We start from the raw sequence: 23,602 nt of genomic DNA on the forward strand, positions 1-23,602 counted from the left end.
GCAGCCGTGGATACTCCTCGCGCTAGCAGTCGCGCCGCCACCGACGCGCTGCCTGCTACCACTGGCTGCACCGCATGGTGGACGAGGACCCGAGATGACCTGAGAACGACGATCCGGAACGACAACCCGGCAGGACGCAGTGGCAGGACGCACGGGGATACGAATCGCGGCGAACCGGCAAAGGTTATGCACACGACAGGCGCATGGCCTGTGCGAATCGCGGGAAACTCGGACGTGTCGGGGGCCTACGGTTTCACGGGAAACATCGCCGCTGCGCCCCGGTGGTCAATGCAGTGCCCCGGTGATCGCCCGTTCCTGGTGATCGCACCTTCCTGGTGATCGCACCTTCCCGGCGATCGCACCCGCCCGGCGATCGCACCCGCCTGGCGATCGCACCCGCCCGGCGATCGCACCCACCTGAGGATCACCCGCCAGTCGATCGACACCCGCTCGGCGGTCAGCGCGCCTCGCCCTGACCGCCGCAGCACCAGAGCACCGACAAAGCGCGGGTCAACCCAACGTGCTCGACACTCGCTACCGCACGAGAGTCAGTGTCGGCGGCCGCCTTTGGCGGTTTTGCCTTTGAGTGCGGAGGCGGCGTCGGCGCGGCGACGGGACGGGCGTTCGGCGCGGGGGAGACGTTCGGCGCTGATGACGACGGTGGGGGTGGAGGCGATTCCTGCGCCGCACTGGAGGACTTCGGCGTTGCCGGCGCCGGCGCGGGCGAGCGCCTCAGCGTCGCGCTCCAGTTCTTCGGTGGCGCTGGCTCCTTTGAGGGCGAGCATGTGGCCGTGGTCGCGGAGGAGGGGGAGTGACCATTGGGCGAGTTTCGCGAGCGGGGCGACGGCACGCGAGGTGACGACGTCGGCGCCGCCCGCTTCTTTCAGTACGCCGGACTGTTCGGCGCGTCCGCGGACGACGGTGATGTCCAGTCCGGCTTCCTCGATGAATTCGCTGAGGAAGACGGTGCGGCGCAGCAGGGGTTCGACGAGGGTGATGCGGAGGTCGGGGCGCGCGATGGCGAGCGGGATGCCGGGCAGTCCGGCACCGCTGCCGACGTCGACCACGCTGGCCCCTTCGGGGATCAGTTCGCCGATCACCGCGCAGTTGAGAATGTGGCGATCCCACAGTCGGGGGACTTCGCGGGGGCCGATGAGGCCGCGTTCGACGCCGTCGCCCGCGAGCGCCACGCAGTATCGGCGCGCGATCTCCAGGCGGTCGCCGAAAATGACGGCCGCGGCCGCGGGCGGCTCCAGCTCGGCAGGCAGTGCGGCTTCTCCGCCGAGATCTCGTTCCACGTGAAACATCCCTTTCCGAACTCGAGTCGATCGACAGACCGTGGGTACCGGCGGGGCGGCCGCCGGGGGAGGGGAGAGACGGAGAAGGCCCCCGGTCCGAAGACCAGAGGCCCATCCAACCACTCCCGTCAGAGTGACGAAACTCGCGGCTACCGCGAATCAGGCGGGAACGACGACCACGTGACGGTTGGGCTCTACGCCTTCGCTCTCACTGTTGACGCCGTCTACGGCGGCGACCGCGTCGTGGACGATCTTGCGCTCGAACGGAGTCATCGCGGCCAGCGGTTCGGCCGCGCCCGACTCCAGCACCCGCTGCGCGGCGGCGGTGCCGAGGGCGCTCAGTTCCTCGCGACGCTTGGCACGCCAACCCGCGACGTCCAACATCAACCGGCTACGCACCCCGGTGCTCTGTTGGACCGCGAGGCGGGTCAGCTCCTGCAGGGCGTCGAGCACTTCGCCGCCGCGGCCGACCAACTTCGAGAGGTCCCGGCCGCCGTCGATGCTGACGACCGCGCGATCGCCTTCCACGTCCAGGTCGATGTCGCCGTCGAAATCTAGGACGTCGAGCAACTGCTCGAGGTAGTCGCCCGCGATCTCGCCCTCCTCGATGAGGGCTTCCTCCGCGTCGTGAGCGTCGTCGGGTTCCGCACCTGCGTTCACCATCGTCGTCGCCACAGCGGCGTCCCCTCCATCGGTATCGACAGTCATGTGATTTCCTTCATCTGCTCGTCACGCGAGCCCGGCGGACACCGTCGGGCGGTGCGTGATCAAGGGGTGGTTCAGGAGTCGTCCGGCCCGCGCCGGGATGCGGTCAGCGCCTGTTGCGCTTCTGGTTGGCGCGACCGCGGTTGTTCGAGCGCTTCTGCCCGCTGGGCCGACGCTGACCGGAACCGCCGCTCTTGGCGTTCTTGGCCGACCCGTTGGTCGAGGAGTGGCCCGCCGTCGTCTCGTCGTCGGTGACGGCGTCCTCGGGCTCGGCCGCACTCGACTTCTTCTTCATGGCGACCGGTTTGGCCCCGGGCTTGGGGGCGTTCTGCGCGCGCTGCTCGAGCTTGAGCTTCTTCTTCTCCTCCTCTTCCTTGGCCATGCGGCCGAAGACGAGGTGCTGCTGACCGTAGGTCCAGATGTTGTTGGACACCCAGTAGAGCAGGATGGCGATCGGCAGGAACGGGCCGCCGACGAGCACGCCGAGCGGGAACACCCACAGCGCCAGCTTGTTCATCAGGGCGGCCTGCGGGTTGGCGGCCGCTTCGGGGGTCTGCCGGGCGACGGAGGCGCGCGCGTTGAAGTGGGTGGCCAGGCCGGCGATGATCATCAGCGGGATCGCGACGAGGGCGATGCTGAGCCGGGACGGGATGCCGCCGTAGTCGGCGAAAGCCTGGAGTTCGGTCGTCGGGGTGGTGATGAACGCCGAGATCGGCGCGCCGAAGATACGAGCCGACAGGAAGCTCTGGACGTCGGCCGCGCTGAAGACGTAGTTCGCGGTCTGGGCGTTCTCCTCCGGCGACATGCCGAGCTGACCGAAGCCGTGGCCGGTGCGGTTGAACGAGCGCAGCACGTGGAACAGACCGAGGAAGACCGGCACCTGGGCCAGGATCGGCAGGCAGCCCATGAGCGGGTTGAAGCCGTGTTCCTTCTGGAGCTTCTGCATCTCCAGGGCCATCTTCTGGCGGTCGTTCTTGTACTTCTTCTGCAGCTCCTTGATCTGGGGCTGCAATTCCTGCATCTGCTTGGTGGTGCGGACCTGGCGCACGAACGGCTTGTAGAGCAGCACGCGCAGCGAGAAGACCAGGAACACCACCGCGAGTGCCCACGCGAGACCGTTGTCCGGCCCGAGGCCCGGTATCGCCGCGAAGACCCGGTGCCAGAACCAGAGGATCCAGGACACCGGGTAATAGATGAAGTCGAGCACGGCTCTATGCACTCCCGTCGTTCGTGTCGCCGATCACCGCGGGCGGTGATCCTTTACAAGCATCTGACGCCGCCACGGCAGGGTCGGCGGCCGCCTCGTTCCCGGGGCGCACGCGTCGCTCGGGGACGGGGTCCCACCCACCAGGGTGCCAGGGTGCGCATTTGGCCAAACGCACGACCGTCAGTCCGAGACCGACGAACAGTCCGCGGGTGCGCAGCGCGGTGACCGCGTATTCACTGCAACTCGGGGTGAAGCGGCACACGGGCATGCGCGTGGGGGAGACGTAGGTCCGGTAGAGCTCGATCAGGAAGATGACCGCTCGCGCCGGTAGTCGACCGACGGAGGCGACCGCGTCGCGCGCGTTCACCTACGCCCGCCCGGTCCGGTGACGCCGCGGGGGGCGGTGTCCGAGGGCACCCGCATCAGGTCGAGTTTGCGCAGCGCGGCGCGGAGTTGGCGGAGCAGTTCGGCCGAGTCCGCCGCGGCGGCGCCGGGGAGCGCGCGGATGACGACGTCGGTCTCGGCGGGGAGATCCGCGACGATCTGGGCGCACATATGACGCAGGCGGCGGGCCACCCGGTGTCGTGTCACCGCGGGGCCCACCGCCTTGCTGACTATCAATCCGAACCTCGGTCCGCCGACGCGAATCATCGCCGCGGCGCGTACCGGATCGCTCGCGCCGTCGTACTCGTGCCGCAGCGCGTGTACGACCAGATCTCGCCTCCCGATTCGCTGGCCGCGGCGCACCGTCCGGGAGAAGTCGGCACGATGATGCAACCGATACGGCTCAGGCAACACCCGAGCGTCCGAGAGCGAGGATCAGGCAGTGAGTTCGGCGCGGCCCTTGCGGCGGCGCGCCGAGACGATGGCGCGACCCGCACGGGTGCGCATCCGGAGACGGAAGCCGTGCACGCGCGCCCGACGACGGTTGTTCGGCTGGAACGTCCGCTTGCCCTTGGCCACGGTCGACACTCCTCGAGTCGGTGGGTGCCGTCGGCACCCGAAGCTTGTTCTTTCGATACGTGTGCGCGATGAATCGCGGGGTGGTCATCATCGGCGCGCGTCGGTCCTGGCGCACAGTTGGTCGGGAGACCTACACGCGGTCAGCACAGGACCGCCACCGCACCAAGGGGTGACTGTACGAGGGTACTGATCTGCATGCGCGTAATCAAACTCGCCCCCTCCCAGCAGCGCGGAACCGTGGCCGGGGAGCCCGGGCGGGAATCGGTGTGCACAGGGGCGCTCGGGTGAATTCGTCCACACCCCTACGCGCGTGTCGTCACCGCTCCCCAGAACAGTTGCCAGATGATTGCTCGAGAACCCCTGGTCGGGGGCCTGTACCGGGCGAATCCAAGCACGTTTCACATTTCCCCAGAGTTGTCCACATCTGTGGATAATTGTGTGGAAAGACCCCTGGAGTGGCATATTCGTAGGGCCGACGGCACTCACGCCGCCGCCCGGACGGGGGATCCGAGCAGCGACCGTACCGGCTCACGGACCGTATGCGGGATCACTGTATCGACCACCGACGGTGGACGTCCGCGTGCCCCGGCCGTCTGCTCCATTCGACTACTTTCCGGGGAGGACACTGCATGGACGACGAGCAGAACGTGTTGGCCACCGTGTGGCCCGAGGTGATCGCCGAACTGACCACCGGATCCGCCGACGGCGCGATCCCGCCGGTGACGCGAGCACAGCAGGCATGGCTGAAACTGGTCAAGCCGATCACCGTCGCCCAGGGTTTCGCCCTGCTGTCGGTGCCCTCGTCGCTGGCCCAGGAGGCCATCGAACGCGATCTGCGCGAACCCATCCTGCGTTCCCTCGGCCGCCGACTCGGCCCCCAGGTCGAAGGTCTCGGCGTGCGCATCGCCGCCCCGGTGACGCCGGCCGCGGACCGCCCGAGCGCCACCCCCCGTCACGCCCGGATGACCAGCAGGCCCGAACGGACCCGCGAAGTCCCGCGCGCGCCCGCCCCGGACTACCCGCCCCGCGGCGACTACGCGCCGCCGCGCTACACGCCGCAGGCCGACTTCGCCGACTATCCCGGCCCGCGCGAATACACCCAGACCGCCGACTATCCGCCCGCGCAGAACTATCCCCAGGAGTACTCTCCCGCGCCGGAGTATCCGCCGAGTTCGGACTATCGGACCGAGGACTACCCGGCGAACAGCGACTATCAGAGCGGCGGTGACTACCCGCCCGCCGGTGAGTATCCGACCACCGCGGAGTATTCGTCCAAGGGCTACGACCTACCCGGTTCCGAGGACTACCCGGACGAGGCGTCGGAATCCCCGCGCCGCGAGGTCGGCCCCGCCCCGCGCCGCGACGGCCCGGCGGCCCGGCAGGAGTCGCTGTTCGGTCCGGACTCCGCGCCGCGCCGCGGGGCCCCGGTGCGCGAAGCCGTCGAACCCGCCGCGATCGCGGCCGCGCACGAGTCGGTGCGCGAACCGGAGAGCGCGCACCGCGACGACGAACCGGTCGTCAACGTCCGCAACTCCTGGCCCACCTACTTCACCAAGAGCGAGGAGGCGCCCGCGGCGCCGAGTTCCTCGGCCAGCCTGAACGCGAAGTACACCTTCGAGACCTTCGTCATCGGCGCCTCCAACCGGTTCGCCCACGCCGCGGCGGTCGCCATCGCCGAAGCGCCCGCGCGCGCCTACAACCCGCTGTTCGTCTGGGGCGCTTCGGGATTGGGCAAGACGCATCTGCTGCACGCGGCGGGCCACTACGCCCAGCGGCTGTTCCCCGGCATGCGCGTGAAGTACGTGTCGACCGAGGAGTTCACCAACGACTTCATCAACAGCCTGCGCGACGACCGCAAGGTCGCTTTCAAGCGCCGGTACCGCGAGACCGACATCCTCCTGGTCGACGACATCCAGTTCATCGAGGGCAAGGAAGGCATCCAGGAAGAGTTCTTCCACACCTTCAACACCCTGCACAACGCCAACAAGCAGATCGTGGTCTCCTCCGACCGTCCGCCCAAACAGCTCGCCACGCTGGAGGAACGTTTACGCACCCGGTTCGAGTGGGGCCTGATCACCGATGTGCAGCCGCCCGAACTCGAGACCAGGATCGCGATCCTGCGCAAGAAGGCGCGCATGGACCGCCTTGACGTGCCGCACGACGTGATGGAACTGATCGCGAGCCGGGTGGAGCGCAACATCCGTGAACTGGAGGGCGCGCTGATCCGGGTGACGGCGTTCGCCTCGCTCAACGGCCAACCGCTGGATCTGTCGCTGGCGGAGGTGGTGTTGCGCGACCTGATGCCCGAGACCGCCGCGCTGGAGATCAACGCGGCCACGATCATGGCCGTGACCGCGGAGTACTTCAACACCACGCTCGAGGAACTGACCGGACCCGGCAAGGCAAGGCCGTTGGCGCAGGCGCGGCAGATCGCCATGTACCTGTGCCGCGAACTCACCGACCTGTCGCTGCCGAAGATCGGTCAGGCGTTCGGACGCGACCACACGACGGTCATGTACGCGGAGAAGAAGGTCCGCAAGGAGATGACCGAACGCCGTCGGGTCTACGACCAGGTCCAAGAACTCACAGCCCGGATCAAGCAACGGTCCCGCTGAACCTGTCCACAGCCTCGCACCGCCTCTGACCAGGGGCGGTGCTTTTTTGTGCCTGTGGATTCCTCGAGGAATCCCTGTGGAATCCTCGAGGAATCCACTGGTTTGTCCACCGGTTCGTCCACAGGTCGGGTCCGCGCGGTCGTGCACACCACTCACAGGCCGAATTCCACAACGTCCACAGGCTCGTTCACACACAGGCCCTGACCAGCGAACCTCCGAAGTTGTCCCTGTGGATTCCTCGAGGACTCCTTGTTGAGTCCTCGAGGAATCCTCGAGCAGTCAACAGGTCGGTGCACAGGTGTGAACAACCGGGTGAATCCGGTGGAACAACTCGAGGATCACTCGAGGATGAGCGGTGGATAGATTCGGGGCGTCCACAGGCCCCTCGCGTTCATCCTCGAGTCACCCCATGTCCATCCCCACGGCACCACACCGTGTGACCTGCGAAGACGGATGCAGTCCACAGATTCCACAGCGCCTACTACTACTTCGGTTCTTCTCCTAGAAGAATTCTTTTCAAAACAGGGTGTGTGGAAAGTCGGTCGAAGGGCCTCGGCTCCGCGACGGGGTTCGTCCACAGGCAAGGACAGGGCGAGGGGAGCACACCGACGGGATGGGCACGCGCCCCGCGCGGGCGGGTGGTCAGCGGGTCGGACTATGTCCTCGCGACGCACGCGGGTACGGTTTGGTGTCGGTCGCCTGTGCCACACTTCATGTGGTCGGACCGACACCGCCTGTTGAACCGGCACCGCTTTACGGGAACCACGCTGATGAGCAGACACGGATCACGGAACTGGGAGAGGACGATCGGGCGATGGAGCTTGCGAGCATGAAGTTTCGGGTCGCCCGGGAGGATTTCGCCGAGTCCGTCGCCTGGGTCGCGCGCAGTCTGCCCTCGCGCCCGCCCGTGCCCGTTCTCGGCGGCGTGCTGTTGGTGGCCAACGAGGACGGCCTGACGGTCTCCGGCTTCGACTACGAGGTCTCCGCGCAGATGCGCGTCGCGGCCGAGGTCGCCGGTCCCGGTGAGGTTCTCGTCTCGGGCAGACTGCTCGCCGACATCACCAAGGCGCTGTCCAACAAGCCGGTCGACGTCTCCGTCGACGGCACGCGCGTCCTGATCTCCTGCGGCAGTGCGAAGTTCTCGCTGCCGACCATGCCGGTCGAGGATTATCCCCAGCTTCCCGAGGTGCCCCAGCAGTCCGGCGAACTGGGTGTGGATGTCTTCTCCGAGGCTGTCGGCCAGGTCGCCGTCGCCGCCGGTCGCGACGACACCCTGCCGATGCTCACCGGCATCCGCGTCGAGATCGAGGGCTCGCGCGTCGTCCTGGCCGCCACCGACCGGTTCCGGCTCGCGGTGCGCCACATCGAGTGGAAGCCCACCGACAACGACATCGAGACCGCGGTGCTGATCCCCGCGCGCACGCTGTCCGAAGCCGCCAAGACCCTCGGCCCCTCCGACGCCCCGGTGCAACTGTCGCTGGGCACGGGAGCGGGCGCGGACGGCCTGCTGGGCATCGTCAACGCCGGGCGCCGTACCACCACCCGCCTGCTCGACGCGGAATTCCCCAAGTTCCGCCAATTGCTCCCCAAGGAGCACACCTCCATCGCCACCCTCACCGTCTCGGCGCTGACGGAGGCGATCAAGCGCGTCGCCCTCGTCGCCGAGCGCGGGGCGCAGGTCCGGTTGGAGTTCTCCTCGGAGGGCCTGCTGCTGGCCGCGGGCGGCGACGACGCCGGACGCGCGGAGGAATGGCTCGAAGCCGACTTCCGCGGTGAGGCGCTCACCATCGCCTTCAACCCCGGTTACCTGCTCGATGGCCTGTCCGCGTTGCACGCCGACCGGGTCACCTTCGGGTTCACCACCCCCAGTCGTCCGGCGGTGCTGCTGCCCGCGGGCGAGGAGGAGCCCGAAGTGCTGGATTCGGGTGCGTTCGCCGCGCTGGCGAGCCCGTACATCTACCTGTTGATGCCGGTCCGGCTTCCGGGCTGAGCGTTGGTCCCCACCGACGCGCGCCCAGCGGGGTAGCGCATGTTCGTCCGCGCGCTGTCGCTGCGTGATTTCCGCTCCTGGGAACAGGTCGATCTGGAGTTGTCCCCAGGCCGCACGGTGTTCTTGGGATCGAACGGCAACGGCAAGACGAATCTGCTCGAGGCGCTCGGGTATTTGTCCACACTCGGCTCACATCGGGTGGCCGCCGACGCTCCGCTGATCCGCCTGGGGACGGAGCGGGCGCGGATCGGGGCCACCGTGGTCAATACCGGCCGTGAGCTGCGCGTCGACCTGGAAGTGAATCAGGGCAGCGCGAATCGCGGCCAGATCAACCGTTCACCGGTGCGCAGGCCGCGCGAGATCCTGGGGATTCTGCACACGGTGTTGTTCGCGCCCGAGGATCTGGCCCTGGTGCGGGGAGACCCGGGGGAGCGCCGCCGGTTCCTCGACGAGTTGTGCACAGCCCGGCTCCCCCGTCTGGCGGCGGTGCGTGCCGACTACGACCGGGTGCTGCGGCAGCGTTCGGCGCTGTTGAAGTCGGCGGGGCGGGGGCGATCCGGCGCGGAGTTGACCACGTTGGATGTGTGGGACGGGCATCTGGCCGGGCACGCGGCGGAGTTGTTGGCTCAGCGCTTGCGTCTGGTGCACGACCTGTATCCCCATCTGGCGCAGTCGTATCGGTCGATCGCGCCGGAGTCCAGGCCCGCCGCGATCGGCTATCGCAGCGGCTATCTGCCGCCCGACCTGCTGGATCCGGCGCGCGAACCGCAGGCGGAGGACGCGCGGGAGTTGGAAGCGCTGGTGCTGCGGGAACTGGCGGCGGCGCGGCCCCGTGAGCTGGAACGCGGAGTGTGCCTGGTCGGTCCGCATCGCGATGATCTCGATCTGATGCTGGGGGAGGCCCCCGCCAAAGGCTTCGCCAGCCACGGGGAGTCGTGGTCGTTCGCGTTGGCGCTGCGGTTGGGCGCGTTCGAGTTGTTGCGCACCACGGGCGCGGAACCGGTGTTGTTGCTCGACGACGTGTTCGCGGAGTTGGACAGGCGTAGGCGGGCGGCGTTGGCGGAGGTCGCGGCGGGCGCCGAGCAGGTGTTGATCACCGCGGCGGTCCCGGAGGACGTCCCGGCCGAGTTGGACGCGGCGCCGGTGCCGGTGGAGATGTCGGGCGAGGGGTCGGCCCGGGTGTCGCGGATCGCCGGTGTGGTGGCGTCGCGCGGTGGGGATTCCGACTGACCGCCGAATCTATACACAGAAATGCCCGGGTTTATCCACATCTGGGGATGATTGCCGCCCCGACCCCATCATCTAGTGGCCCTGAAATTCGTACATACCAACTTCCCGGTCTGATTATCGGCCGGATTCCGGCGGCGCGCTCGCGGGGCCGGAAGCATGTCGGGTCGCTGCCGTAAAGTCTGGTCCACTGTCGGCGCCGCCGGTCATCCCCAGGAACTGTGGATAACTTCGGCGGCGCGTCGGCGGTGGCGGGCTGATGGACGGCGGGATGTCGATCTCGTCTCGGTGCGAAACCCGCCGCCGACCGGCCCGAACGCATGTTCGATAAGCGGTCCCGGCGGGGCCTCGACCACGGAGATCTCCGCGGCGGGCACCCCGGCGGGGCTGGGGACAACGTAGGTGGAACTGGGGACAACCCCGGTGCGGGGTGAACGGAGCGACTCGATGACCGAGGAGGCGGAGCGCACGTCCGACGCGTCCGCGTCGGGCGGGCAGCCGGAACTGCGCGGGATCGATCTGGCCCGCCGGGCGCTGGAGGAGGCGCGCGCCGCCGCCAAGGCGAGCGGGAAATCGGTCGGTCAGGGCAGGGCCTCGCCGCGACGGCTGCGGACGGGCGCGCGGCGGCGCACCGGGTGGTCCGGGGCGCGGCCCGACGACCGCGATCCCCAGTTGTTGTTCGCCCTCGCGGGCACCATCGCCAAGAATCGCGGCTGGTCGACCAAGGTCGCCGAGGGCATGGTCTTCGGTCGGTGGCCCGCGGTGGTCGGCGAGGACATCGCCTCGCACGCCGTCCCCGTCAAACTCGAGAACGGGGTGCTGAGCATCTCGGCCGAGTCGACGGCCTGGGCCACCCAGCTGCGGATGCTGCAGAAACAGATTTTGGCGAAGATCAACGCCGCCGTCGGCCAGGGCGTGGTGACCTCGCTCAAGATCGCCGGACCCGTCGCGCCGAGCTGGCGTAAAGGGGAGCGCCACATCAAAGGCCGGGGTCCGCGCGATACCTACGGGTAGCGGTCACGCGTCGCCGTTCGGGTTTCACGTGGAACGGCGCTCGGCACTGCGGCCTGATCGCTCGGAGGGGTCGATCAAACCCGGATTCGGCTGACCGGACTCGTCGCCGGTCGATTTCTTCGGACCACGTAGCCGCCAGGGGTGTCGGAGGTGCGTTGTGGTTCGGGCTTACCAGTAGGATGGTGGAGTAACTAGCGGCGAACCTTCGGCGCGTTCGGCACAGCACGCGCGTGGACCCGTACTTCTCGGTATTCGGAACCCGGGCTCCACCTGTGCTCTGTGGCCCACCGCCGCGCCTGGGATCAGCAAGTAAGGAGAGCTACCGACCAGTGGCTGCCAAGCACTCCAACGAATCGGGCTCGACCAAGGCGAACGGTGACAAGGCGTACGGCGCCTCCTCCATCACCGTCCTCGAAGGGCTGGAAGCGGTTCGCAAGCGCCCGGGCATGTACATCGGCTCCACCGGTGAGCGCGGCCTGCACCATCTCGTCTGGGAGGTCGTCGACAACTCGGTGGACGAGGCCATGGCGGGCTACGCCACGAAGGTCGAGGTCACCCTGCTCGCCGATGGCGGCGTCGAGGTGGTCGACGACGGCCGCGGCATCCCGGTGGCCATGCACGCCCAGGGCGTGCCGACCATCGAGGTCGTCATGACCCAGCTGCACGCGGGCGGCAAGTTCGACTCCGACGCCTACGCGGTGTCCGGCGGTCTGCACGGTGTCGGCATCTCCGTGGTGAACGCGCTGTCGACCCGGCTCGAGGCCGAGGTCGACACCGACGGCTATCACTGGACCCAGCAGTACAAGGACGCCAAGCCCGGCAAGCTCATCCAGGGCGAGGCCACCGAGCGCACCGGCACCACGATCCGGTTCTGGGCCGATCCCGAGGTCTTCGAGACCACCACCTACAACTTCGAGACGGTGTCGCGCCGGTTGCAGGAGATGGCGTTCCTGAACAAGGGACTCACCATCAAGCTCACCGACGAGCGCGTCTCGGACTCCGATGTGACCGACGAGGTGGTCAGCGAGACGGCGGAGGCCCCCAAGCAGGGCGACACCGCGGCGCCCGCCGAGCACAAGGTCAAGACCAGGACCTACCACTATCCGGGTGGTCTGGAGGATTTCGTCCGCCACATCAACCGCACCAAGTCGCCGATCCACAATTCGGTGGTCGGGTTCACGGGTAAGGGCACCGGCCACGAACTCGAGGTCGCGATGCAGTGGAACTCGGGCTACTCCGAGTCCGTGCACACCTTCGCCAACACCATCAACACCCACGAGGGCGGCACCCACGAAGAGGGCTTCCGCGCGGCGCTGACCACGGTGGTGAACAAGTACGCCAAGGACAAGCGGCTGCTCAAGGAGAAGGACGGCAACCTCACCGGCGACGACATCCGCGAGGGTCTGGCCGCCATCGTCAGCGTGAAGGTCGGCGAACCGCAGTTCGAGGGCCAGACGAAGACCAAACTCGGCAACACCGAGGTGAAGTCCTTCGTCCAGAAGACCTGCAACGAGCATCTCACGCACTGGTTCGAGGCCAATCCGGCCGACGCCAAGACCATCGTGAACAAGGCGGTGTCCTCCGCGCAGGCCCGGGTGGCCGCGCGCAAGGCCCGCGAGTTGGTGCGCCGCAAGTCGGCGACCGATCTGGGCGGTCTGCCCGGCAAGCTGGCCGACTGCCGTTCCAAGGATCCGAGCAAGTCCGAGATCTACATCGTGGAGGGCGACTCCGCCGGTGGTTCGGCCAAGTCCGGGCGCGATTCGATGTACCAGGCGATCCTGCCGTTGCGCGGCAAGATCATCAACGTCGAGAAGGCGCGCATCGACCGCGTGCTGAAGAACAACGAGGTCCAGTCGATCATCACGGCCTTCGGCACCGGCATCCACGACGAGTTCGACATCGCCAAGTTGCGGTATCACAAGATCGTGCTGATGGCCGACGCCGACGTCGACGGCCAGCACATCTCCACCCTGCTGCTGACGCTGCTGTTCCGTTTCATGCGACCGCTGGTGGAGCACGGGCACGTCTACCTGGCGCAGCCGCCGCTGTACAAGCTGAAGTGGCAGCGTTCCGACCCGGAGTTCGCCTACTCCGACCGGGAACGCGACGGCCTGTTGGAGGCCGGTCTGGCCGCGGGCAAGAAGATCAACAAGGACGACGGCGTCCAGCGGTACAAGGGTCTCGGTGAGATGAACGCCAAGGAACTGTGGGAGACGACCATGGATCCGGCCGTGCGCGTGCTGCGTCAGGTGACGCTGGACGACGCGGCCGCGGCCGACGAACTGTTCTCCGTCCTGATGGGTGAGGACGTGGAGGCGCGTCGCAGCTTCATCACCCGCAATGCCAAGGACGTCCGCTTCCTCGACGTGTAGCCCGGTGTGGATTCGCCCCGCGAACATTTCGTCACACCCGGCCGCTAAGGAGACTTCATGACCGAGACAACGCTGCCCCCGAACGGCGGCGCAGGCGACCGGATCGAACCGGTCGACATCCAGAACGAGATGCAGAGCAGCTACATCGATTACGCGATGAGCGTGATCGTGGGCCGCGCGCTGCCCGATGTGCGCGACGGTCTCAAGCCGGTGCACCGGCGTGTGCTCTACGCGATGTACGACAACGGCTACCGGCCCGACCGCGGGTACGTGAAGTCGGCGCGTCCGGTCGCCGAGACGATGGGCAACTATCACCCGCACGGCGACGCCTCGATCTACGACACCCTGGTCCGCATGGCCCAGCCGTGGTCGCTGCGGTATCCGCTGGTCGACGGTCAGGGCAACTTCGGTTCGCGCGGCAACGACGGCGCGGCCGCCATGCGCTACACCGAATGCCGTCTGACGCCGCTGGCGATGGAACTGCTGCGCGAGATCGACCACGAGACGGTCGATTTCACGCCGAACTACGACGGTCGCTCGCAGGAACCGGTGGTGCTCCCCAGCCGGGTGCCGTGCCTGTTGATGAACGGGTCCAACGGCATCGCGGTCGGCATGGCGACCAATATCCCGCCGCACAACCTGAACGAACTGGCCGAGGCCATCTACTGGGCCCTGGACAACCACGACGCCGACGAGGAGTCGACCCTCGCGGCGTGCATGGAACGGGTCAAGGGCCCGGATTTCCCGACCTCGGGTCTGATCGTCGGCGGTCAGGGCATCCACGACGCCTACACCACGGGTCGCGGGTCGATCCGGATGCGCGGCGTCGTGGAGATCGAGGAGGACAACCGGGGGCGGACCACGATCGTCATCACCGAACTCCCGTACCAGGTCAACACCGACAACTTCATCAACTCGATCGCCGAGCAGGTCAAGGACGGCAAGATCGCGGGTATCTCCGATATCCACGACGAGTCCTCCGACCGCGCGGGCATGCGGATCGTGGTGACGGTCAAGCGTGACGCGGTCGCCAAGGTCGTGCTGAACAACCTGTACAAGCACACCCAGCTTCAGACCAGCTTCGGCGCGAACATGCTGTCCATCGTCGACGGGGTGCCGCGCACCCTGCGCCTGGACCAGATGATCCGGTACTACACCGCGCACCAGTTGGACGTCATCGTCCGGCGCACCCGCTACCTGCTGCGCAAGGCCGAGGAGCGCGCCCACATCCTGCGCGGCCTGGTCAAGGCGCTCGACGCGCTCGACGAGGTCATCGCGTTGATCCGGCGCTCGGCCAACACCGACACCGCCCGCACCGGCCTGATGAGCCTGCTCGACATCGACGAGATCCAGGCCACCGCGATCCTGGACATGCAGTTGCGTCGCCTCTCGGCGTTGGAGCGGCAGAAGATCGTCGACGAGCTGGCCAAGATCGAGGCCGAGATCGCCGACCTGAAGGACATCCTCGACAAGCCGGAGCGCCAGCGCGCCATCGTGCGCGACGAACTGGCCGAGATCGTGGAGAAGTACGGCGACGACCGCCGGACCAGGATCATCGCCGCCGACGGTGACGTCGCCGACGAGGATCTGATCGCCCGCGAGGACGTGGTCGTCACGATCACCGAGACGGGCTACGCCAAGCGCACCAAGACCGATCTGTACCGGTCGCAGAAGCGCGGTGGCAAGGGCGTGCAGGGCGCGGGGCTCAAGCAGGACGACATCGTCAAGCACTTCTTCATCACCTCCACCCACGACTGGCTGCTGTTCTTCACCAACAAGGGCCGCGTCTACCGGGCCAAGGCCTACGAACTGCCCGAGGCCAACCGCACCGCCCGCGGCCAGCACGTGGCCAACCTGCTGGCGTTCCAGCCGGACGAGCGGATCGCGCAGATCATCCAGATCAAGACCTACGACGACGCGCCCTACCTGGTGCTGGCCACCCGCAACGGCCTGGTCAAGAAGTCGAAGCTGACCGATTTCGACTCCAACCGCAGCGGCGGCATCGTCGCGGTGAACCTGCGCGACGAGGACGAGTTGGTCGGCGCGGTGCTGTGCTCGGCCGACGACGACCTGCTGTTGGTCTCGGCGCAGGGCCAGTCGATCCGGTTCTCGGCGACCGACGAGGCGCTGCGTCCGATGGGCCGCGCCACCTCGGGTGTGCAGGGCATGCGGTTCAACGCCGACGACCAACTGTTGTCGCTCAATGTCGTTCGTCCGGACACCTATCTGCTGGTGGCCACCTCCGGTGGTTACTCCAAGCGGACCGCGATCGAGGAGTACACCGCACAGGGCAGGGGCGGTAAAGGCGTGCTGACTATCCAATTCGACGCCAAGCGTGGCACCCTGGTCGGTGCGTTGATCGTCGACGACGACGACGAGCTCTACGCGATCACGTCCGGCGGTGGTGTCATCCGTACGGCGGCCAGGCAGGTTCGCAAAGCAGGACGTCAAACCAAGGGCGTGCGATTGATGAACCTGGCCGAGGGAGATACGTTGCTTGCGATCGCGCGGAACGCCGACGAGCCCGAACTCGGCGGCGATGACGACACCGGTTCACCGGATCAGTAATCCATCAGCGGCGGCAAAGAACGGACCCGAGGATTCCCATTGACCACTCCGAATCAGCCGAATGACGAGCGGCAGCACACGAACGGTGTGACCGAACGGATCACACCGTCCCCGATTCCGCCGCGGCCGATCCCACGGCCGGTCTCCTCGGCCGAGAGCGGGCAGCCGGGTCAGGGCGGGCCCGGCCAAGGGGGACAGCCGCACGAGAACACCGGTCATCCGGGCGATTTCGCGCCCAAAGGGCCGGAGCAGGCGGGCGGTCCGCAGGGGCAGGGTGGTCCGCAGGGGCAGCGGCCCGCCGACAATCCGAACGACGCCACCGTGCGGATGAACAACAACCAGGGCGGTCCGCAGCAGGCGCCCGAGAAGTCCGACGGCGGGGACACCGCCAAGCAGGGCGGGTCCCCGTACCAGGACGGCTGGTCGCAACTGCCGCAGCGGGAACCGCAGTCCAACCTCTACCGGCCCGGTCAGGCCCCGGTCACGGGCCGTCCGAGCGGCGCCGGTGGGGGAGGCGGCGGCCTCAACGGCGGGGTCACCAACGCCCGCACCACCGCCGACCTCGCCGCCAAGGCCGCCCGCAAGGAAGCGGCGATGGTGAAGTCCGTCGGCATCGACGGACCCACCCGCAGCATCGCGCGCCCGGAACTCATCAAGGACATGCCCGATCTGTCCGAGATCCGGCATCCGCTGCCGCACGGCGAGGCGATCCCGGGCCATCCCGCGCCGCCGCCGATCTCGCCCGCGGTCCCCGTCGCGGTCGCCGCGGCCGCCGCCGGTGAACCGCTGCGCGCCACCGTCCAGATCCGCCGCATCGACCCCTGGTCGACGCTGAAGATCTCCCTGGTGATCAGCGTGGCGCTGTTCTTCGTGTGGATGCTCGCCGTCGGCCTGCTCTACATCGTGCTCGAGGGCATGGGCGTGTGGGAGCGCCTGGACAACGCCTTCACCGACATGGTCTCCCAGGAAGGCGGCGGCGCGGGCCTCATCGACGCGGGCACCGTCTTCGGCTACGCGGGCGTCATCGGACTGATCAACGTCGTCCTGTTCACCGCGCTGGGCACCGTCGGCACCTTCATCTACAACCAGTGCTGCGACCTCGTCGGCGGTATCCAGGTCACCCTGGCCGACCCCGACTAGATCTCCAATTCCCTCGAAGGCCGGTACCGTCCCGCGGTGCCGGCCTTCGGCGTTCGTGGTTGAAATCGCCGCCCGGCGCACGGCAGGGAGGGGACCGCGATCATGGGATAGATCAGGGCTTCTACCAGCCGTTTTGGTTCGGGCGATGGTGATTGTGTACTCTTCTTATCGCACCGCATACCACCGTGTGTTGTGTATACGGGCCTATAGCTCAGGCGGTTAGAGCGCTTCGCTGATAACGAAGAGGTCGGAGGTTCAAGTCCTCCTAGGCCCACTTATTCCTTTGCAGGTCAGGCGCATTTCCGGTAGGTTCACAGCCACTCGTGGTTGCCACTGGTTGCCACTCCGCTTCTCGGGACTCTCTCGTGTCGCCCACCGACACCCGGAGATCTCTGATGCCCAATCTGACTCCCAGTCCGCGCCGCCGCAAGGACGGCACCGTCAACTGGCAGGTGCACTACCACTACTACGACGCCGACGGCGTTCGCCGCGGCACGGCCGAGAGCTTCTACGAGGACTACGAGGAAGCGGTGTGGTGGTGCGACTACGTCGCCAGCCACGGCCTGGATCAGGCTCGGCTGATCCTCGACGCCAAGCGCGGCGGATCCGGTAACGGCACGCTGCTGTCGACGTGGCTGATCGATCACGCCGACCGCTCGCTGAAGATCGGCAGCATCGATGCCCCGACCCATCGGCGCTACCTCGGCTACGTCCGCAACGACATCGTTCCGTTCTTCGGGGAATCGGCGCGCCTGGACGCTGTGACCCAGGACACCGACGCCGCCTGGATCGTGTTCCTCGGCCAGGACAAGGGCAACAAGCCCAAGACGATCAAGAACAAGCACGGCTTTCTCTCCAGCGGCCTGCGCGCCGCGGTCGAGCAACGGCCCGTCCCGTTGTTGCCGTACAACCCGTGCTCCGGCGTGCGGTTGCCCGCCGACCGCGGAGCCGAGCACGACGTCTTCGACAACGACGAATGGGAGCTGTTCGAGGAGTTGATCACTCCGCGATGGCGTCCACAGGCCGAATTCGGCCTCGTGTCGATGGCCCGGCCCTCGGAGGTCGGCGCGCTGAGGGTCCGCGATGTGCATCCGGTCACCGGAGCCGTGCGGATCACCCGAGCGTGGAAGGACGCCGGTTCGCGGATGGTCCTCGGTACGCCCAAGACCGCGCGCGGTACCCGCACCGTCAACATCCCGGTGCAAACCCTGGAGCGGTTGGATCTCTCCGGGCCGGCGGACGAGTTGCTGTTCCACACCCGTAACGGCACACCGATCAAGGCGTCCTACTTCTACGAGAAGGCATGGCAACCGGCCCTGGGGCGACTGGACGCCCTCGCCAGGGCGGTGGCGGCGTTCGACCGCGGTGAGGAAATCATCGCCCGTGGTCACCTGAGCCCGTTCACGAAGAAGGCCCAGTGGAGCGGGGCCGACCCCGACGCGCTGATAGCCCAGTACGGCACGGCCATCAGGACGCTGCGGATCAAACACCTGACCCCGTACACCCTGCGCCACACCGGCATCTCGTGGAAGTTGCAGGACGGCGTGCCCATCTTCGTGGTCTCCCGCGACGCGGGGCACGAGTCGGTCGCCGTGACCGACCGCATCTACGGCCACAACGATCGCCGCGCCAGCGAATCCGCCGCCCAGGTCATCGCCCACCGCCTCCCGCGGGTCCGCGCGAACATGCTCACGGTCGCCGCCTGACCGGCAGCCGACCGCAGTCCTCGATCTATCCGAGCGAATTCCATTGCATTGCATCCATCTCGCTGGGAACGGAATGAGATGGAATGCAATGCAATGGTGGAACGGAATCCCTGATGCTCCGAGCTGTTGCCACCCACCATTCCACCGGAACCGGGCGCTGCCAGTTCCCCGGCTGCCACGCCGAGGTCCCCCCTCGTCCGCCGGGCCAGCGCGGTGCCCCGCGCGCCTACTGCGACAATGCAGATCACACCGCTCAGAAGGCACTGCGGCTCAGGCAGCGGGAACTGCGCCGCGACCACCAGGCCGAGGACACCCGTCAGCCGTCGACGCGGCCGGTCACCGATGCCAAGGTGACTCTCGGCGGCCTGTTGGATCGCTACGCCGAACTGCGCGCCGAACTCTCGGCGGTCGCCACCGACGTCGGCGACGTGATCGCCGACCTCGGCGACCCGACAGTGGTGGAACGGGAGATCGCGGAGATCCAGCGCGAGGCCGGCCGTCGGATCACCGCGGCCGAGCAAGCGCAGGCCGACGCGGAGAAGGCCGTCACCGACATCGCTCGCCGCCTCGACCACGCCACAGAACTCGAAGCCCTCGCTCTGGCGGCGGCAGAGGAAGCCCACACCGTCGCGCAGTCCGCGACCGACCGCTGCGGGCAGATCGAAGAGGAAGCGGCACAACGGGTCACAGCGGCCGAAGCCGATCGCGACGCGATCTACGCCGAAGCGGAATCGACCCTGACCGAGATGCGCCGCCACGTCGACGAGGCACGTGCGGCCCAGGCCCGCGCGGAAGGTGAGCGCGACGCCGCGCGCGAGCAGCACACAGCGCTGGTCGAGGAGAACAAGGATCTGCGAGCCGACCTGGAACGCGAGCGTGGCGAGCACCGCGCCCAGATCGAACGCCGGGACAGCGAATACTCGCGAGCACTGACCGCCGCCCACGCGATGGCCGACCGGGCCGCACGTGAGCACCGCCAGCAGCTGAGCGATGTCCTGAACAACCACCGGATGGACGGCACTTCAGCGATCGATGCCGAGGACGCGCCGGGTTTCGCGTCGGTTTCGGAGTAGTTCCGCGCACGAGCCGAGGCACAGGGTCCTCGGACGGGGCCGCCGCCGCGCGGCGGGTATCGTCCGAGGACCTGTAGTGCGTGCTCCGGCCTGTGGACGCGAAATTCATGAGTGGCTCGCGATATTTCGCGATAGTGTCGCTGGGCATGAGACCGCCCTGCGTTTTCTGCGGCCTGGGCAACCGTGGCGCAACGGCTACATCGAATCGTTAAACGGTCGCCTGCGCGACGAATGCCTCAACATCAACAGCTTCTGGTCGCTCACCCAGGCCCGGGTCGTGATCAGCGACTGGAAGATCGACTACAACCATCACCGCAGACATTCCGCCCTCGGCTACCGCACCCCGGCCGGATACGCTGCGACCTGCACACACCGATAACGACTTTCACAGAGCCTGGACCAATCCGCGGGGTCCCGTGACATGGCATACACGTGCGCCGAGTCGGACGCTAAGCGGGTGTACCGCGACCTCGTCCCAGTGTGGCCGGCCGATGTCCTCGCACGAGATCGGTGGCTGAGTCGCCTACAGGAGGACCGGGGGCCACGACATGGCTTGCCGTACATCGGTTGCGACTCAATATGTTTCGATGTGTGTCGCGACACGTTGAGTTGCCCTGACCCGGGCAGCCCTACGTAGGCTGAAAGGTTCGATACCTGTAGGGGAGGAAATCCATGAGTCAGCCAGATTTGGCTACCTGCCGCGATGGGGGCGCTCTCCGCAGCGGTGCGCCTCGACCGCGTCGAGATGGTGAAGAACTTCGCCCAACTGCTCGATTATCCCGATGAGGAATTGGTCATCGTCTCGGCGGCGTTGTGGTGGAGTGACCTGATCCTCGAGGCGGTGCCCCTACTCGCACTGTGGACCAATATGCCGCCCGCATCGAACGAGTACCAGACCTGGGTGATGAGACTGCTAGAGGCCCGCGCGGGCAACCGGGACGAGGACGGGCAGCAACTGTTCCTCGAGGCGACCTCTCGTGGCATGGAATGGCTGTGTGAGGCGCTGACCTATCTGCTGACCCTGACCGCGCGGACGCTGCGCCCGCTGGTCTAGCGGAGAGGCAGGCCCCGGGGCTTCGCTGTTTCGGAGTCAGTGGTCGCGGGCCTCACGGAGCGGAATGGAACGAGTTCGGCGCCGTGGGCACCGCCACCCGACCCATTCTGTTACTAACGCCGAGAGGCCACGTCGCGCTCGATGGTTGCGAAGATGTCGATATCGGTCCGCTGTTGCCACTCGGGTAACTGTTCCCAAGGCGCAACGTATCCAGGCTTCGGGTCCGGGATGTGCGCGTAGATCTGCCCGATCCAACAGATGGCGACGAACTGCCCCTTCAGTTCGGGTGAGAGATGTGTCGCAGCCCCATTGGTGATCTCGATGAAATCGACCACTTGGCGGTAGACGGCCGCCGCGCTGGCTCGTTCCCACTCGGGTGTGTCCTCCCAGGGCGTGATGTAGCTGTCTTTCGGGGTGCCGGGAAAGTGCGCGCCGACGCCGCTGATCCATGCCTCGCGAAAGACCCTGCCGCCGTGGTCGGTTTCGTTGCTCAAGCGGTACTCCTCGTCAGTGTGCAGGTGACGCTGTCAGCGTAGTGATCTGTTGTCGAAGATGGTCGACATGACGGTCAGGACGCAGCGCGACCAGCCGCTGTCGCAGCTGATCGAGCCGTCGTCCGACGTAGCCCGACCGCGTGCGACGGGCGATGTCGACGGCTGTGCCACCGAACCATACGGTTTGCACCGGATCGTCGCGCAGGGCGCCAGCCGCGGCCAGATCGACCAGTACTCCAGCGCGGCGACGTGCTGACAACGGTCGGTCCAGCAGCGGCAGTAGGATATCTTCAGCATGGTCGGGCCGGTCGAGGTGGATCAGACAACTGGCGTGCTCTTCCTCGATTCGGCCGCCGGAGAATCGAAGCCATCCGACCGGTGACGTCGCCTCGAGGTCGAACACGGCACGGGCCGTCTCGAATGCACGCTCGCAACCATCCGCGTCGCCGAGACCGGCAAGCGCCTGCGCTCGAACGCTGGCCACCCAGGGGACGGTCGGCAAGGCTCGATCGCCACGGAGTGCGATTTCGGCTGCCTGATCGACGAGCGGCAGTGCCTCGTGAAATCGCTGGCCCATGATCTCGATGTAGGCGTGGCGGGTGAGCGCGCAGGCCCACAGGTCATGTGCCCGGGCCTCGGCTGCGAATGTCGCGGACAGGGCGTAGCAGTGGGCGGCTTCGCCGAGGTGACTGCCGTCCATCAGGATTTCTCCGGCGAGTTGGAGAATGTCAGCGATCAGTGATTGCTGGCGGCTGCGGAGGGTTGTTGTTCGGGAGTGGCGCAGTCCGTCGACCAGAAGGTTGAGCTGAGCGCGAACAGCGCCGAATGCTGCTGCTTTCGTATCGAATTCGCTGTAGCACTGCCATAACCATCGATTCGTATCCGTGTGCTCATCGAGTGTGGCCAGGTCGATATTTCCCGAAGACGTGCTGGCCAGGAGGCGATCCCAGTCGATCGGGCCGCGGGTGACAAGCGTGGTGGTCGCAGTGCTCATCAGGAGCAATAGCTCACGGCGGTCCATGTCTGTGATCTCCGTCGGGGCCGATCCAGCTGATTCGGTGGGGTGACTTCCCCTCACGGTAAGGGCACCGTCTCGGGTTGCTGGCTGTGCCCCGTGAACGAGCGGAGGATCTGGGTCGTGCGTCGGCCCTGTTCGACGGTGCTCGCCGTGCCGTTCCCGCCATGTCCCCTCTCCTTCGCTCACGATCTGCTCGAACCTCGCCCGGTCGTCGTCAGACGCTCGTGCCTGGTAGGTGGTATCCAGAATCGCCTGCGTGTTGGAACGCGGCACGACAGCTCCCAGGCCACTTCGCCAATTGCTGATGGTTGTGGTCTCGACGCCAAGGAGCGCCGCATACTCGCGGATCGATTTCCGCATGGCCTCCTGCAATGCGGCGGCTTCGAAGCCCGTCCATTCCCGCCCTCGTACCATCGCCCCTCCCTAGGTCCAGCCTTGACCTGGGCAAATCCTTGCTGTATGCCTACGTAACCCTCACACTAGCCCGGTCCGGTCCGGTCCTCTCGTGAGTCAGAGTTAATGGGTGGGACCCGAGACTGGGGCTCTACGTTCGCGGCACCATCCGGATGCCCTGTCCTGAAGTGTGAAGGCCATCGGTGAGACACCCTGGTACCGGTTTCTTCCGCCGGTTTGTCCTTCTCACCTGTCCGGAACGCACTCCCACGCCATACGCTGCCTCGTCACCACGGCCAACCCGGAAGGCCGCCAGCCGAACCTCCCACCCGTGCCGCCGATGACCCCGCGCCGTCGGTCACGCGGTCGGCTTGTCGTGCGGCGCGGGCGGCCTCGGCGTCCTCGGTCGCACGCGCGGAACGGTCGATGTCGAGCGTGACGGTGTATCCGGCCTCGCGCAGCTTCTTTGCCGCGTAGTCGATGTAGAGCTGTTTGGGCTGGCGATCACGTGAGGACACCACGTACCAGCCGTCCAGGTTGCGCGACCACCGCCAGTGCCCGATCGCCTTCCGCACGGCCTGCATGAGCTCGTAGGTGCCGTCGCCGCGGGCGGTGCCGGTCAACAGGGTGCCCTCTTCGGCGGTGTGGGAGATCGTCAGCGTCGACATCGGACACCACCTCCTTCCATGAGATGTCGACATGCGCAGGTATGCATGCGTTGTGGGTGGGGTGCGGCTCGGTCGGAACCGGGCTCGGCGGCCACGC

Annotated in this window: 19 protein-coding genes, 1 tRNA gene and 1 pseudogene; 12 read left to right on the forward strand and 9 right to left on the reverse strand. The window is 67.1% G+C overall.

The genetic code is table 11. The annotated features are described in order from the left end of the window. Nucleotides 1–548: 548 nt before the first annotated feature. The 6 genes from rsmG to rpmH all read right to left on the reverse strand — a co-directional run bounded on the left by rsmG (nt 549) and on the right by rpmH (nt 4,173). Nucleotides 549–1,307, reverse strand: a complete 759-nt coding sequence (rsmG, locus tag ON30_RS27595) for a 16S rRNA (guanine(527)-N(7))-methyltransferase RsmG (RefSeq protein WP_051030058.1) — start codon at nt 1,305–1,307, stop codon at nt 549–551. A gap of 150 nt (nt 1,308–1,457) precedes the next feature. Continuing rightward, on the reverse strand, nt 1,458–2,006 hold the full coding sequence (locus ON30_RS27600; protein ID WP_083911712.1) for a Jag family protein: 549 nt from the start codon (nt 2,004–2,006) through the stop codon (nt 1,458–1,460). 103 nt (nt 2,007–2,109) lie between these two features. Beyond that, the gene (gene yidC / locus ON30_RS27605) at nt 2,110–3,210 is read right to left on the reverse strand and encodes a membrane protein insertase YidC (protein ID WP_040711757.1); all 1,101 of its coding nucleotides are present in this window, start codon (nt 3,208–3,210) and stop codon (nt 2,110–2,112) included. Nucleotides 3,211–3,214: 4 nt separating this feature from the next. Next, the gene (yidD, locus tag ON30_RS27610) at nt 3,215–3,577 is read right to left on the reverse strand and encodes a membrane protein insertion efficiency factor YidD (RefSeq protein WP_040711758.1); all 363 of its coding nucleotides are present in this window, start codon (nt 3,575–3,577) and stop codon (nt 3,215–3,217) included. Next, nucleotides 3,574–4,008 (reverse strand): ribonuclease P protein component, encoded by a 435-nt coding sequence (gene rnpA / locus ON30_RS27615; protein ID WP_051030060.1) that lies wholly within the window; start codon nt 4,006–4,008, stop codon nt 3,574–3,576. The genes yidD and rnpA overlap by 4 nt, the downstream gene beginning before the upstream one ends. Before the next feature lie 21 nt (nt 4,009–4,029). Continuing rightward, nucleotides 4,030–4,173, reverse strand: coding sequence for a 50S ribosomal protein L34 (gene rpmH, locus ON30_RS27620; RefSeq protein WP_005516618.1), 144 nt, complete (start codon nt 4,171–4,173; stop codon nt 4,030–4,032). Nucleotides 4,174–4,802: 629 nt separating this feature from the next. On the opposite strand from rpmH, the gene dnaA reads away from it, so the two are divergent. From dnaA to ON30_RS27680, 12 genes and pseudogenes are all read left to right on the forward strand, one after another. Further along, on the forward strand, nt 4,803–6,788 hold the full coding sequence (gene dnaA, locus ON30_RS27625; protein WP_040711759.1) for a chromosomal replication initiator protein DnaA: 1,986 nt from the start codon (nt 4,803–4,805) through the stop codon (nt 6,786–6,788). Between the two features lie 814 nt (nt 6,789–7,602). Continuing rightward, on the forward strand, nt 7,603–8,778 hold the full coding sequence (gene dnaN, locus ON30_RS27630) for a DNA polymerase III subunit beta (protein ID WP_040711760.1): 1,176 nt from the start codon (nt 7,603–7,605) through the stop codon (nt 8,776–8,778). A gap of 39 nt (nt 8,779–8,817) precedes the next feature. After that, the gene (gene recF, locus ON30_RS27635) at nt 8,818–10,008 is read left to right on the forward strand and encodes a DNA replication/repair protein RecF (protein ID WP_040711763.1); all 1,191 of its coding nucleotides are present in this window, start codon (nt 8,818–8,820) and stop codon (nt 10,006–10,008) included. A gap of 444 nt (nt 10,009–10,452) precedes the next feature. Next, nucleotides 10,453–11,019 carry a DUF721 family protein gene (locus ON30_RS27640; RefSeq protein WP_040711766.1) on the forward strand — a complete coding sequence of 189 codons (567 nt, stop codon included), beginning with the start codon at nt 10,453–10,455 and terminating at the stop codon, nt 11,017–11,019. Between the two features lie 329 nt (nt 11,020–11,348). Next, nucleotides 11,349–13,391 carry a DNA topoisomerase (ATP-hydrolyzing) subunit B gene (gyrB, locus tag ON30_RS27645; protein WP_040711768.1) on the forward strand — a complete coding sequence of 681 codons (2,043 nt, stop codon included), beginning with the start codon at nt 11,349–11,351 and terminating at the stop codon, nt 13,389–13,391. A 57-nt stretch (nt 13,392–13,448) separates the two neighbouring features. Then, entirely contained in the window at nt 13,449–15,959 is a 2,511-nt protein-coding gene (gene gyrA / locus ON30_RS27650; RefSeq protein WP_040711770.1) for a DNA gyrase subunit A, read from the forward strand. 39 nt (nt 15,960–15,998) lie between these two features. Beyond that, entirely contained in the window at nt 15,999–17,099 is a 1,101-nt protein-coding gene (locus ON30_RS27655; RefSeq protein ID WP_040711772.1) for a DUF3566 domain-containing protein, read from the forward strand. A gap of 200 nt (nt 17,100–17,299) precedes the next feature. Next, nucleotides 17,300–17,373: transfer RNA gene (locus tag ON30_RS27660), tRNA-Ile, on the forward strand. Between the two features lie 121 nt (nt 17,374–17,494). Continuing rightward, nucleotides 17,495–18,805 carry a tyrosine-type recombinase/integrase gene (locus ON30_RS36435; protein ID WP_051030061.1) on the forward strand — a complete coding sequence of 437 codons (1,311 nt, stop codon included), beginning with the start codon at nt 17,495–17,497 and terminating at the stop codon, nt 18,803–18,805. A gap of 113 nt (nt 18,806–18,918) precedes the next feature. Further along, the gene (locus ON30_RS27670) at nt 18,919–19,878 is read left to right on the forward strand and encodes a hypothetical protein (RefSeq protein WP_157183850.1); all 960 of its coding nucleotides are present in this window, start codon (nt 18,919–18,921) and stop codon (nt 19,876–19,878) included. 163 nt (nt 19,879–20,041) lie between these two features. Then, nucleotides 20,042–20,257, forward strand: a pseudogene (locus tag ON30_RS27675) (integrase core domain-containing protein); the annotation flags it as partial. 324 nt (nt 20,258–20,581) lie between these two features. Continuing rightward, nucleotides 20,582–20,932, forward strand: coding sequence for a hypothetical protein (locus ON30_RS27680; RefSeq protein WP_157183851.1), 351 nt, complete (start codon nt 20,582–20,584; stop codon nt 20,930–20,932). Nucleotides 20,933–21,045: 113 nt separating this feature from the next. On the opposite strand, the gene ON30_RS27685 is transcribed toward ON30_RS27680, so the two are convergent. The 3 genes from ON30_RS27685 to ON30_RS27695 form a co-directional block, all read right to left on the reverse strand. Further along, nucleotides 21,046–21,426, reverse strand: coding sequence for a hypothetical protein (locus ON30_RS27685; RefSeq protein WP_040711777.1), 381 nt, complete (start codon nt 21,424–21,426; stop codon nt 21,046–21,048). Nucleotides 21,427–21,439: 13 nt separating this feature from the next. Next, nucleotides 21,440–22,858 carry an NsdA family TPR-like regulatory protein gene (locus ON30_RS39445; protein WP_505805163.1) on the reverse strand — a complete coding sequence of 473 codons (1,419 nt, stop codon included), beginning with the start codon at nt 22,856–22,858 and terminating at the stop codon, nt 21,440–21,442. A gap of 266 nt (nt 22,859–23,124) precedes the next feature. After that, a complete protein-coding gene (locus ON30_RS27695; protein WP_040711780.1) occupies nt 23,125–23,505 on the reverse strand; it encodes a hypothetical protein in 381 nt (126 codons plus the stop codon). Nucleotides 23,506–23,602: the final 97 nt, after the last annotated feature.

Origin of the sequence: Nocardia takedensis NBRC 100417, assembly GCF_000308695.1 — a bacterium.
GTDB lineage: Bacteria > Actinomycetota > Actinomycetes > Mycobacteriales > Mycobacteriaceae > Nocardia > Nocardia takedensis.

Bases quoted from the DNA above. Each gene is read 5' to 3' on its own strand.
- rsmG (WP_051030058.1), bottom strand. From the start codon at position 1,307: ATGTTTCACGTGGAACGAGATCTCGGCGGAGAAGCCGCACTGCCTGCC.
- ON30_RS27600 (WP_083911712.1), bottom strand. From the start codon at position 2,006: ATGACTGTCGATACCGATGGAGGGGACGCCGCTGTGGCGACGACGATG.
- dnaA (WP_040711759.1), top strand. From the start codon at position 4,803: ATGGACGACGAGCAGAACGTGTTGGCCACCGTGTGGCCCGAGGTGATC.
- dnaN (WP_040711760.1), top strand. From the start codon at position 7,603: ATGGAGCTTGCGAGCATGAAGTTTCGGGTCGCCCGGGAGGATTTCGCC.
- recF (WP_040711763.1), top strand. From the start codon at position 8,818: ATGTTCGTCCGCGCGCTGTCGCTGCGTGATTTCCGCTCCTGGGAACAG.
- ON30_RS27640 (WP_040711766.1), top strand. From the start codon at position 10,453: ATGACCGAGGAGGCGGAGCGCACGTCCGACGCGTCCGCGTCGGGCGGG.
- gyrA (WP_040711770.1), top strand. From the start codon at position 13,449: ATGACCGAGACAACGCTGCCCCCGAACGGCGGCGCAGGCGACCGGATC.
- ON30_RS36435 (WP_051030061.1), top strand. From the start codon at position 17,495: ATGCCCAATCTGACTCCCAGTCCGCGCCGCCGCAAGGACGGCACCGTC.
- ON30_RS27670 (WP_157183850.1), top strand. From the start codon at position 18,919: ATGCTCCGAGCTGTTGCCACCCACCATTCCACCGGAACCGGGCGCTGC.
- ON30_RS27680 (WP_157183851.1), top strand. From the start codon at position 20,582: ATGGGGGCGCTCTCCGCAGCGGTGCGCCTCGACCGCGTCGAGATGGTG.
- ON30_RS39445 (WP_505805163.1), bottom strand. From the start codon at position 22,858: ATGGTACGAGGGCGGGAATGGACGGGCTTCGAAGCCGCCGCATTGCAG.
- ON30_RS27695 (WP_040711780.1), bottom strand. From the start codon at position 23,505: ATGTCGACGCTGACGATCTCCCACACCGCCGAAGAGGGCACCCTGTTG.